Raw genomic sequence first — 11,328 nt, 5'->3', positions numbered from 1 at the left:
GGCCTGGCGGCGCCTTGGATGGCGCTGGCCCTGCTGGCCGTGAGCGCCCTGCTCATGCTGCTGGGTGCGGGCGTGGGCAGCACGGGCTGGGAAAGCGTGTGGGCCGCGCGCAGCGATCCGCTGTCCTGGCAGATCGTCACCGAGATCCGGCTGCCGCGCACGGCGGGCGCCTGGCTGGCCGGCGGCCTGCTGGGGCTGGCCGGGGCCATTGCCCAGGGCGTGTTCCGCAATCCGCTGGCCGATCCCTATCTGCTGGGCAGCGCCTCGGGCGCCTCGCTGGGCGTGGCGCTGAGCATGGCGGCGCTGGGCGCCTCGCCCTTTGCACTCGCGGGCCTGGCGCGCCTGGGTGTCACGGGCGCGGCCTTTGCGGGCGCAGCCCTGGCCGTGCTGCTGACCCTGGTGCTGGCCCAGGGCGTGCACAACACCATGCGCCTGCTGCTGGCCGGTGTGGTGGTGGGGGTGGTGCTGGGAGCGGCCGCATCGCTGGTGCTGCTGATGAACCCGGACATCATGCAGGCCATGCAGGCCTTCATGCTGGGCAGCACCTCCTTCATCGGCTGGGGCGCCTGCGCGCTGATGCTGGCCGTGCTGCTGGCCACCGCCATGGGCGCCTGGTGCCTGGGCCGCGTGCTCGACGGCCTGTCCCTGGGCGAGGCCACGGCCCACAGCCTGGGCCTGCCGCTGGCGCCGCTGCGCATGGTGCTCATCTTGCTGCTGGCGCTGGCCACGGGCACGGCCGTGGCGCAGACCGGGCTCATCGCCTTCGTCGGCCTGGCCGCGCCGCATCTGGTGCGCTCCATGGTGCGGTCCATGCACCGCTGGCTGCTGGTGCTCAGCGCGGGCATGGGCGCCGTGCTGCTGCTGGCCGCCGACCTGCTGGCGCGCTGGCTCATCGCCCCGCAGGAGCTGCCCGTGGGCGCGCTCACGGCCTTGCTGGGCGGCAGCTACCTGCTGTGGCTCATGCACCGCCGCCACGCCCTGCGCGGCGGGGAGGGCGCATGACGGCCCCCGCCCTGCAAGCGCGCGCCCTGAAGGTTCGCCTGGGCGATCGACAGGTCCTGGGCGGCCTGAGCCTGGCCCTGCCCGCCGGCCGCTGGACCGCCATCGTCGGCCCCAATGGCGCAGGCAAATCCACGCTGCTGCGCGCCCTTGCAGGCATGGAATCCGGCGCTGGCGTGCAAGGCGAGGTGGAGCTCCTGGGCCGCCCGCTGCGGCAATGGAGTGCGCGCGAACGGGCCTGCTCGCTCGCCTGGCTGGGCCAGAACCAGCCCGTGGCCGGCGACATGCGGGTCCATGACGTGGTCATGCTGGGCCGCCTGCCGCACCAGGGCTGGCTGGCTGCGCCCAGCCAGGCAGACCATGCCGCCGTGGAGCAGGCCCTGCGCCAGACCCAGGGCTGGGACTGGCGCATGCGCAGCGTGGGCAGTCTCTCGGGCGGCGAGCGCCAGCGCGTGCTGCTGGCGCGCGCCCTGGCCGTGCAGGCCCGCGTGCTGCTGATGGACGAACCCCTGGCCAACCTCGACCCGCCGCACCAGGCCGACTGGCTGGAATGCGTGCAGGCCCTGGTCGCCCAGGGCTGCACCGTGGTCAGCGTGCTGCATGAGATATCGATGGCCGTGCAGGCCCAGGACCTGGTCATTCTCGACAAGGGGCAAGTGGTGCACCAGGGGGCCTGCGCCGACCTGGCCACGCATGCGGCGCTGGAGGCCGTGTTCGAGCACCGGCTGCGCATCCGCGCCATCGACGGGCAGTGGCTGGCCCTGCCACGGCTGCGGGGGCAAGCCGCAGCTCCCTGATTGCCTGTCGGAAAAAATGTCTCTCCATGCGCCGTATCTGAGTCGCTGGGCTCTGACCATCGATGGCCAGCCCCTGTCCACGCCGCGCGGTGTGTTGCTGCCCGTGCGCCAGGGCGTCACGCCCGCCATGCTCAAGATTGCGCTGGAGCCCGAAGAAGTGGCCGGTGCCCGCCTGATGGCCTGGTGGAATGGCGACGGCGCCGCGCCTGTGCTGGCCCATGAAGGGCCGGCCCTGCTGATGCTGCGCGCCACAGGACCCGAATCGCTGGTGGACATGGCCCGTGGCGTGCGCGATGAGCAGGCCACGCGCATCCTGTGCACCGCTGCCAAGCGCCTGCACCTACCGCGCGCCAAGGCGTTGCCACCCCTGGTGCCGCTGACGCAGTGGTTCCATGCATTGCTTGCACAAGGCCATGGAACCGCCAGCCTGCTCGGCCTGTGCGCCACCACGGCACGCGAGCTGCTGGCCGCACCGCGCGACGTGACCGTGCTGCATGGTGACCTTCACCACGGCAATGTGCTGGACTTCGGCCCCCTGGGCTGGCTGGCCATCGACCCCAAGGGCCTGCACGGCGAGCGCGGCTTTGACTACGCCAACATCCTGAGCAATCCCGACCGCGCCAGCGCGCTGGCGCCGGGGCGGTTTGCGCACCGCATGGCCACCATTGCCGAAGTCTCGGGCATGGAGCAAAGGCGCCTGTTGCAATGGGTGCTGGCCTGGTCGGGACTGTCTGCCGTCTGGAGCATGGAAGACGGTGACGATCCTGGCGCTGCGATGGCTGTGGCGCAAATGGCGGCTTCGGCATTGGCATGCTGAATTTTCAGACTGCGATACATCTCTTTTTCTGCCCCAACAGGGTGAAATAGCGCTTCACGGAAAAAGAGGGTGGAGGAATTTTTCGATGCTTGCCGATGCACTGGAGATGTTTGAACAGCAGGGATTTGTCATCTGGCCAAGACCCATGGAGAAGGGCCTTCTCGACAGCTTGGTGGCATCTGTTGAAGCCATCCAGCGCCATGCGCAGGCCAGGACACTGGATCCGGCGCTGGACGAGCTGTTGGTGTACGAGAAAGATCTGCCGGCCAGCAAGCGCGCCGGCTTGGATGGTGCCCTTACCGGAAACTCGATCTTCATTGTTGGAGATCCCGCCCGCTTTGATGAAGTCTTCGCAGAGACACTTCACGATGCCGCGCTTGTCTCGGCGGCAACGACGCTTCTTGGCGTGGACGAGGCAGTGGTCCATTTCATGAACGTGACCGTCAAGAATCCCGGATTCGGACGGTCGATCTCCTGGCACCGCGATTATCCCAATGGGTATTTCTGCACCAGGGATTCCAGCTTTGTTCGTCTGATGATCTGCCTGGATGGCATGTCGGTGGAGAGCGGTGCCACCTGCTTTGATGCGGGCACTCATCGCATTTCCGACCAGGAGGCGCAGCAGCAGAAGGTGAGTGGCACCTGGCCCACTCCCGATCCGGCCGACACCGTCACCGTGCAGTGTGACCCAGGCCAGATCGTGGCGATCCACCCGAAGGTGCTTCATGGCGGAGGCATGAATACCGGCTCTGGAATGCGGCGCAACGTCATCCTGCAGATTGGCACTCTGGGTGCAGAGCCCATGACACACGCCGAAGAATCTCTGACCGGCATCGTCATCGGCGCGAAAGGCTGCAGGGAACACCTGAATCGCTGAAGGCGTATCGGGGACGAGGCCAAGGCCATCGTGGACCGCGTGGTGAGGGGCATGATGCCTTCGCCCATCCTTCGCTCATCCCTCGTCCAAGGGCATCTGAAGGGCGCAGGCCGGCCTGGTTGTCCTGCCAGCGGAATTTTTCTAACATACAGAAATCTGTACGAAAGATCTTTGCAAAGGATCTGTGCGAGAAATCTGTACGAAATTCCTGCTCTGGGGGCCGTCATGAAGACCACGCTTGACCTCAACGATGCATTGCTGACCGAAGCAAAGACCTATGCGGCACAGCAGCACACCAGCCTGACGCGCCTGATCGAGGAGGGCCTGCAATTGCGCTTGCGCAAGGCCCAGGCGCCTGCCCGGCGCGTGCGCCTTCCCGTCTACCACGGCAAGGGCGGACTGGCACCGGGGCTGGACGCACTGAGCAACCGCGCGCTGCTGGATGCCGCCGGTCAGCAGGATCAACCATGACGCCCGATGTCAACCTGCTGGTTGCGGCATCGCGCAGCGACCACCCCCATCATTCGGTGGCCCGCGACTGGCTGGAGCAGGCCATGGCCGATGCCAGCCAGGGCGTGCTGTTGAAATTGCAGCCCATGGTGGTGGCGAACTTTCTGCGCCTGGTCACGCATCCGAAGATCTTCGTCAACCCGACTCCTATGGTCGAGGCTTTGCGCTTCGTTGACGCATTGCTGGCATCGCCCGGCGTCGAGCAGGCCGTGCTGGGTGCCGAATGGCCGGCGTTGAGGCAACTGTGCGCCGACAAGGCGCTTGCCGCCAATGACGTACCGGACGCTTGGCTGGCCGCTGCCGCCATCCACCAGGGCGAGCATGTGGTCAGCTTCGATGCCGATTTCAAGCGCCTGCTGCCGCGCTCCCAGTTCACCCGGCTGGCGCCCCAATAATTCCTTTTCATTTCAGACTCCCCCAATCCATGATCCGCATCGCCCTCATCCACGCCCTCAGCCACTCCGTCGCTCCCATCAACGAAGCCTTTGCGCGTGACTGGCCAGAGGCGGTACGCATGAACCTGCTGGACGACAGCCTCTCGGCCGACCTGGCGCGCAACGGGCGCGGGCTGGACGCCGCCATGCACGAGCGCTTCCAGCGCCTGGCGCAGTACGCCGTGGACACGGGCGCGCAGGGGATCTTGTTCACCTGCTCGGCCTTTGGCCCCTGCATCGAGGCCGTGGCCGCGCGCCATGCGCCGCTGCCCGTGCTCAAGCCCAACGAGGCCATGATCGAAGAGGCGGTGCAGGCCGTGCAGGGCCAGCAGGGGGCCTTGGGTTTGATCTCCAGCTTCGCGCCCACGCTGCAGTCCATGCCGCCGGAGTTCCCGGCCAGCATCGAATTGGTGCCTGCCCTGGCCGATGGCGCCATGGACGCGCTCAACCGCGGCGACACCGCCACGCATGACCGCCTGGTGGTCGAGCAGGCCAGGGCCCTGGCTGCGCGTGGCTGCACGCGCATTGCGCTGGCCCAGTTCAGCATGGCGCGTGCCCGCGCCGCCTGCGAGGCCGCCACGGGCCTGCCCGTGCTCACCACGGTGGACAGCGCCGTGCGTGCCCTGCAGCGCCGGCTGGGCGTGCGCCTCGGTTAAAGTGGCGCTCCGCTGCGGCGCATGCCCGCCGCAGCGTGTGCAACTTTTGAGGACGACAGACCCATGCAGATTGAACAGGCCCCGACGGAAAAGCCCTATGAAAAGCCCGAAGGCGAACGCCGTGGCCTGGTGCTGGTGAACACCGGCGACGGCAAGGGCAAGAGCACGGCGGCCTTCGGCCTGGCCCTGCGCGCGCATGGCCGGGGCAAGTCCGTCAAGATCTTCCAGTTCATGAAGGTGCCCACGGCGCGCTTTGGCGAGCACCGCATGTTCGAGCAGCTGGGCATGCCCATCGAGGGACTGGGCGACGGCTTCAGCTGGAAGAGCCAGGACCATGAACGCTCTGCCCAGATCGCACGCGAAGGCTGGGAGCGCGCCCGCACGGCCATTCTCTCGGGCGATCACTTCCTGGTCGTGCTCGACGAAATCACCTATCCGCTGATCTACGGCTGGCTGCCGCTGGAGCCCGTGCTGCAGGCCCTGGCCGACCGCCCGCGCCATGTGCACGTCATGCTCACGGGCCGGCGCTGCCCCGAGGAAATCATTGCCGTGGCCGATACGGTCACGCGCATGGAACTGGTCAAGCACGCCTTCCAGGCCGGCATTCCCGCCCAGCGTGGTATTGAGGACTGATGCCGCCTGCAGGCCCGGCCTGCGGCGGACAATGGCGGCATGAGCAGCGAAACGCATTCCCGGGCGCCAGAGACCATTCCCGCCCAACCCTTTGCCGAGGCCGAGCGGGCAGCCGTCTACCGCGCCATCCATGAGCGGCGCGACATGCGCCACTTCTGCGGCGGCGAAGTCGCGCCCGAGGTGCTGCTGCGCCTGCTGCGCGCCGCCCACCATGCGCCCAGCGTCGGCTTCATGCAGCCCTGGCGCTTCATCCGCGTGCGCGATGCGCAGTTGCGCCAGGGCATACACGCCGTGGTCGAGCAGGAGCGCCTGCAGACCGCCCGCGCCCTGGGCGAGCGCGAGGAAGACTTCATGCGGCTCAAGGTCCAGGGCGTGCTGGATGCGGCCGAGGTGCTGGTCGTGGCCATGCCGCCCGGGCGCGATGCCCATGTCTTCGGCCGCCGCACCTTGCCCGAGATGGATGTGGCCTCGGCCGCCTGTGCCATCCAGAACCTGTGGCTGGCCGCGCGTGCCGAGGGGCTGGGGCTGGGCTGGGTCTCGCTGTTCGATCCCGAGGTACTGGCCGCGCTGCTGCAAATGCCCGTGGGCAGCCGGCCGCTGGCCGTGCTGTGCCTGGGCCCCGTGTCCGCCTATTACGCAGAGCCCATGCTGCAGCAGCAGAAATGGGCCAGCCGTGCGCCGCTGCAGGACATGCTCTACGACGACCTGTGGGGCCAGCGCGCCGCCGGGGCGCCGCCGCAGGCATGAACGGCAGCCATTTCTGGCAACTGTCGGGCGCCGCGTTCAGTCCGCTGTGGTGGAGCTGGCAGGCGCTGTCGCAGCCTGTGCCCGACCCCTGGGCCCGCCACGCCCTGGCCGCCGCGCTGGCCGTGCCCGTGGCCCTGCTGATCGACCGGCTCTGGGGCGAGCCGCCCGTGTGGATGCACCCCGTGGTCGCCATGGGCCGGCTGCTGGCTGCGGTTGGGCGAAGAATTGCCCCACGCGAAGAACATGTGCGCGACTGGCCACGCTTTGCGCTGGGCGCCGTCGCCTGGTGCCTGCTGGCGCTGCTGTTCTTCGCCATCTACGCGTTCATCCAGTGGCTGCTGCCGCCCATGCCCTGGTGGCTGGGCGCCCTGGTGCTGGGCGTGCTGCTCAAGCCGCTTTTGTCCTGGCGCATGCTGCGCGACGAGGTGCTGACCGTGGAAGCTGCACTGCAGCAATCCCTGCCCGCAGGCCGCGAGCGCCTGACCTGGCTGGTCAGCCGGGACACGGCGCAGCTCGACGCAGGCCAGGTGCGCGAAAGCGCCATCGAAACCCTGGCCGAGAACCTCAGCGACTCCGTGCTGGCGCCGCTGTTCTGGTTTGCCGTGGCCGGCCTGCCGGGCGCGGCCCTCTACCGTTTTGCCAACACGGCCGATGCCATGTGGGGCTACCCGGGCTGGCGGGGGCATGGCGATGACCGGCGCCACTGGCAATGGGCCGGCAAATGGACGGCGCGTGCCGATGACCTGCTCAACTGGATACCGGCGCGCCTGACCGCCTTGCTGCTGACCTTGTCCGGCCTGGCCGCTGGCCGACGTCCGGGCTGGGGTGCGCTGCGCCAGGACGCGCGCATCACCCCGTCGCCCAACGGCGGCTGGCCCATGGGCGCCATGGCAAGGCTGCTGGGTGTGCGCCTGGGCAAGCCCGGCGTCTACGTGCTCAACCCCGCAGGCTGCGTGCCGCAGGCGGCCGAGCTGCAGCAGGCCGTGGCGCATGCGGGCCGCGTGGTCGCCATGCTGGTGGCTGCAGGGCTGGCCGCCGCCCTGGTCATTGCATGGGCGATGGCAGGAAAGACACCATGAAACCGATCCCAGTCACCCACGGCGGCACGGATGCGCTGGGCGTGCCCGCGCACGATTTCTCCACCAACCGCAATGCCTGCGGACCTTGCCCGCAGGCGCTGGATGCGCTGTCCCAGGCACATGCAGCCCAGTACCCGGACCCGCACTACACGGCGTTGCGCGCACGGCTGGCGGACCTTCATGGCGTGCAGGCCGAGCGCATCGTCATCGCGGCCAGTGCCAGCGACTTCATCCACCGAATCACCATGCATGCGGTGCGAGAGGGCGCGGCCGTCGCCAGCCTGCCGGCACACCACTATGGCGACTACGCCCACGCGGCCCAGGTCTGGCGCCTGCGCCAGGCCGCGCGCGACGGTATCACCGAAGCTGGCCCTGGCCTGCATTGGGCCTGCGCACCATCGAGCCCCCTGGGTCGGCCCGAGGATGTCTGGCCCCTGTGGAGCGAGCCCGCACCGCCCGGCACTTGGCGCGTGATCGACTGCGCCTATGCGCCCCTCAGACTGGAGCCGGGCATGGAACCCGCCGTGCCCTCCCCGGTGCGCGATGCCTGGCAGATGTGGACTCCCAACAAGGCCCTTGGCATGACCGGCGTGCGCGCGGCCTACGCCATTGCGCCCGAAGCCGTGCCGCACGACGAGATCGATGCCTTGCGTGCCCTGTCACCCTCCTGGCCCGTGGGCGCCCATGGCGAGGCCATGCTCACGGCCTGGACCGCACCGGCCACCCGGCAATGGCTGGCGCAAAGCCTGCAACGGCTGCGCGATTGGAAGGCGCAACAGATCGATCTGGTGCAGCGCCTGGGCTGGCAGGTGCTGCCCGGCTCGCAGGCCAATTACTTTGTGGCGCGCTGGCCGCAGGCACGGCAGGGCGACGCCATGCAGACGCGTCTGGCCCAACTGCGCGCGCAGGGCATCAAGCTGCGCGACTGCGACAGCTTCGGCCTGCCCGGCTGCGTGCGCATGGGCGTGCTGGCGCCTGCATCCCAGAACGCCTTGCTGGCTGCCTGGCAGCCAATGGAGAAACACCATGCAATCGAGTGAACCCGCCGCCGTGAACCTGCCCTTGCCCGAGCCCGGCCAGCGCCCCGCGCTGTGCGTGATGGTGCTGGGCACCAGCAGCGGTGCCGGCAAGAGCTGGGTGGCCACCGCGCTGTGCGCCTGGTACCGCGCCCAGGGCTACAAGGTGGCGCCCTTCAAGGCGCAGAACATGAGCAACAACGCGCGCGTGGTCTGCGCGCCGGGCGGTGCCTGGGGCGAGATCGGCACGGCACAGTACCTGCAGGCCCTGGCCGCAGGCTGCGCGCCCGATGTGCGCATGAACCCGCTGCTGCTCAAGCCCGAGGCCGACATGCGCAGCCAGGTCGTGCTGCTGGGCCGGGTCAGCGAGGAACTCTCGGCCTTGCCCTGGCGCGGCCGCAGCGCCCGCGTGTGGCCGCAGATCGCCGAGGCGCTGGACAGCCTGCGTGCCGACAACGACGTGGTCGTCATCGAGGGCGCAGGCTCGCCGGCCGAGATCAACCTGCATGCCAGCGACGTCGTCAACATGCGCGTGGCGCGCCACTGCGGCGCGCATTGCCTGCTGGTATCCGACATCGACCGCGGCGGCGCCTTCGCCCACCTCTACGGCACCTGGGCGCTGCTGCCTCCGGAAGAACAGGCGCTGATCCGCGGCTTCGTGCTCAACAAATTCCGGGGCGACGCCAGCCTGTTGGCGCCCGCCCCGCAGATGCTGCAGGAGCGCACCGGCGTGCCCACCGTGGCCACCATCCCCATGCAGTTCCAGCATGGCCTGCCGGAGGAGGATGGCGTCTTTGACGACCGTGGCTCTGGAGGCGGGGCGGGGCGCGCCGTGCACACCACCATCGCCATCGTCGCCTACCCGCGCATCAGCAACCTCGACGAATTCCAGCCCCTGCTGCAGGTGCCGGGCCTGCGCGTGGTCTGGGCGCGCACGCCGGCCCAGCTGGCCGGCGCGGACTGGATCATCCTGCCGGGCTCCAAGGCCACGGCTGCCGATCTTGCCTGGATGCGGTCCCAGGGCCTGGATGCTGCCGTCGCCGCCCATGCGGCGGCAGGCCGGCAGGTGCTGGGCATCTGCGGCGGCCTGCAAATGCTGGGCGAGGCGCTGATCGACCTGCACGGCGTGGACGGCAACGCAGCCGGCCTGGGCCTTCTGCCGCTGACGACCCTGTTCGCGCCCGACAAGACCGTGCTGCCCGCCAGCGTGCAGCTGCCGCCGCTGCCAGGGGCTTGGGCGGCGCTGTACGGCGTGCAGGCCCGGGTCTATGAAATCCACCATGGCCAGACCAGCGTGCGCCCCGACATGGTGGCCGCTGGCAGTGCCGTGGCCGAGCCTGTGCCGGGCCTGCTGTGGCACAGCCCTGACGGCCGCATCGCCGGCTGCTATTGGCACGGCCTGTTCGAGAACGCGGACGTGCTGCGCGCCCTGTGGGGTGCCGAGGTTTCCACGCTGGACAGCGTCTTCGCGCGCATGGCCGACGGCGTTCAGCGCTGGTTTGCCACCCAGGCTTGACCCAGGTCGGCGACCGCTTGCGCGTTGCGAGGCAACATGTAGGCCATGGACTGCATGCGCAGCCGTGCTGTACCGATAAATGGGGAGCTGGAAAACACGCATGCTTGGGCCTTGACTTTTTCACGAGGAATGGAGTGAAGCTATGAAGAATCCATGGATCCGTCCCCTGCAGCTGTGTATTGGCGCTGCCGTCCTGGGCATGGCCGGCCTGGCCACCGCCCAGCCCAGCCCCGGGCCTGATGGCACGCCGCCTCCGCCCCCCGCCGCGGAAAAGGCCAAGCCCCATCACCACCACAAGAAGCACGCCGAGCACAAGGGGCCCGCCAAGCGCGGCTATGACCGCCGCGACCCTGCCCAGCACGAGGCCGCCGCCGTCCAGGAGCAATCGCGCCGAGGCGGCGTCCAGTCGGGCGACAACTTCCAGCGCAATGCCGTGGCCCGCTGCGATGTCTTCAAGAACGAAGGCGACCGCCGCTCCTGCGTGGAGCGCGTCAAGGACGGCCAAGTCAGCGGCTCCGTCGAAGGCGGCGGCGTGCTGCGCGAGTACACGGAACAGGTTCCTGTAAGGCAATAACAGCGTCTGCTGTTATTCACCTGAGAAAACCCGCCGGGCCACGAAGCCGGCGGGTTTTTTTGTGGGCGAATGCAGGCTCCCGCGTCAGCAGCCTGTGGTGTGGTCCGTGCTGCAGGCAGCCGGTATCGAACCTCGACCGCAGAGACCTGGCCCGCCACCACGCCCCTGTCCACCGGATTTGACCTGGGTCATACAAACCCATTCCACCCGCCCCGGACCGGCGCGCACCGGCAAGGCATTTCTATGATGGCGCCGTACTTCCCATATGGAAAAGGATTCAACCCATGCAAGCCTTCCGGATCGTGGTCATTGGTGCGGGGCAGACCGGCACTCCCTTGCTGCAGCAATTGCTGGACGCGCCCTTCGTGCAGTTGCTTGGGGTGGCCGACCTGGATTTGAACCAGCCCGGCATCGCACTGGCACGCGCGCGCGGCGTGCCGGTCACCACACGGTTCATGGATCTGGTGGATGCAGCGGTGGACATCATCATCGACGTGACCGGCTCCCTGCAGGTGCGCGAATCGCTGCGCAGCAAGATGGTGGAGACCGGCAACACGCACACGCTGATCATGCATGAGGCGATTGCGCTGCTGATGATGTCGCTGTCGGCCGGCCGGCTGGTGACCAGCAAGCACAGCGATCTGGAGTATTCCTGAACGCGGGCGGCCGCGCC

General features: G+C 68.6%; 14 protein-coding genes. All 14 read left to right on the top strand.

Annotation, left to right across the window (positions count from 1 at the left end):
- The first annotated feature begins 18 nt into the window (after positions 1-18).
- The 14 genes from G4D77_RS04785 to G4D77_RS04720 all read left to right on the top strand — a co-directional run bounded on the left by G4D77_RS04785 (position 19) and on the right by G4D77_RS04720 (position 11,311).
- Positions 19-1,002, top strand: coding sequence for a FecCD family ABC transporter permease (locus G4D77_RS04785; RefSeq protein WP_016453071.1), 984 nt, complete (start codon positions 19-21; stop codon positions 1,000-1,002).
- Positions 999-1,796, top strand: a complete 798-nt coding sequence (locus G4D77_RS04780) for an ABC transporter ATP-binding protein (RefSeq protein ID WP_154834739.1) — start codon at positions 999-1,001, stop codon at positions 1,794-1,796. Before G4D77_RS04785 ends, G4D77_RS04780 begins: the two co-directional genes overlap by 4 nt.
- 16 nt (positions 1,797-1,812) lie before the next feature.
- A complete protein-coding gene (locus tag G4D77_RS04775; protein WP_154834738.1) occupies positions 1,813-2,613 on the top strand; it encodes an aminoglycoside phosphotransferase family protein in 801 nt (266 codons plus the stop codon).
- An 85-nt stretch (positions 2,614-2,698) separates the two neighbouring features.
- On the top strand, positions 2,699-3,490 hold the full coding sequence (locus tag G4D77_RS04770; RefSeq protein WP_154834737.1) for a phytanoyl-CoA dioxygenase family protein: 792 nt from the start codon (positions 2,699-2,701) through the stop codon (positions 3,488-3,490).
- A gap of 225 nt (positions 3,491-3,715) precedes the next feature.
- The gene (locus G4D77_RS04765; RefSeq protein ID WP_016453068.1) at positions 3,716-3,961 is read left to right on the top strand and encodes a DUF6364 family protein; all 246 of its coding nucleotides are present in this window, start codon (positions 3,716-3,718) and stop codon (positions 3,959-3,961) included.
- Positions 3,958-4,395 carry a TA system VapC family ribonuclease toxin gene (locus tag G4D77_RS04760; RefSeq protein WP_154834736.1) on the top strand — a complete coding sequence of 146 codons (438 nt, stop codon included), beginning with the start codon at positions 3,958-3,960 and terminating at the stop codon, positions 4,393-4,395. Before G4D77_RS04765 ends, G4D77_RS04760 begins: the two co-directional genes overlap by 4 nt.
- Positions 4,396-4,424: 29 nt before the next feature.
- A complete protein-coding gene (locus G4D77_RS04755) occupies positions 4,425-5,090 on the top strand; it encodes an aspartate/glutamate racemase family protein (RefSeq protein WP_154834735.1) in 666 nt (221 codons plus the stop codon).
- A gap of 63 nt (positions 5,091-5,153) precedes the next feature.
- The gene (gene cobO, locus G4D77_RS04750) at positions 5,154-5,723 is read left to right on the top strand and encodes a cob(I)yrinic acid a,c-diamide adenosyltransferase (protein ID WP_013803210.1); all 570 of its coding nucleotides are present in this window, start codon (positions 5,154-5,156) and stop codon (positions 5,721-5,723) included.
- A gap of 39 nt (positions 5,724-5,762) precedes the next feature.
- On the top strand, positions 5,763-6,470 hold the full coding sequence (bluB, locus tag G4D77_RS04745) for a 5,6-dimethylbenzimidazole synthase (RefSeq protein WP_154834734.1): 708 nt from the start codon (positions 5,763-5,765) through the stop codon (positions 6,468-6,470).
- Positions 6,467-7,549, top strand: coding sequence for an adenosylcobinamide-phosphate synthase CbiB (cbiB, locus tag G4D77_RS04740; protein WP_154834733.1), 1,083 nt, complete (start codon positions 6,467-6,469; stop codon positions 7,547-7,549). The genes bluB and cbiB overlap by 4 nt, the downstream gene beginning before the upstream one ends.
- Positions 7,546-8,589 carry an aminotransferase class I/II-fold pyridoxal phosphate-dependent enzyme gene (locus G4D77_RS04735; protein WP_047327137.1) on the top strand — a complete coding sequence of 348 codons (1,044 nt, stop codon included), beginning with the start codon at positions 7,546-7,548 and terminating at the stop codon, positions 8,587-8,589. Before cbiB ends, G4D77_RS04735 begins: the two co-directional genes overlap by 4 nt.
- On the top strand, positions 8,576-10,081 hold the full coding sequence (locus G4D77_RS04730) for a cobyric acid synthase (protein WP_154834732.1): 1,506 nt from the start codon (positions 8,576-8,578) through the stop codon (positions 10,079-10,081). Before G4D77_RS04735 ends, G4D77_RS04730 begins: the two co-directional genes overlap by 14 nt.
- Positions 10,082-10,223: 142 nt before the next feature.
- On the top strand, positions 10,224-10,655 hold the full coding sequence (locus G4D77_RS04725; protein WP_154834731.1) for a hypothetical protein: 432 nt from the start codon (positions 10,224-10,226) through the stop codon (positions 10,653-10,655).
- Positions 10,656-10,939: 284 nt separating this feature from the next.
- Positions 10,940-11,311 carry an oxidoreductase gene (locus G4D77_RS04720; protein WP_154834730.1) on the top strand — a complete coding sequence of 124 codons (372 nt, stop codon included), beginning with the start codon at positions 10,940-10,942 and terminating at the stop codon, positions 11,309-11,311.
- Positions 11,312-11,328 lie beyond the last annotated feature (17 nt).

This window comes from Delftia sp. WY8 (assembly GCF_018437695.1).
GTDB lineage: Bacteria > Pseudomonadota > Gammaproteobacteria > Burkholderiales > Burkholderiaceae_C > Comamonas > Comamonas tsuruhatensis.
The sequence above is the reverse complement of the archived record's forward strand: the minus strand, read 5'-3'. Positions and strand labels throughout refer to the sequence as shown.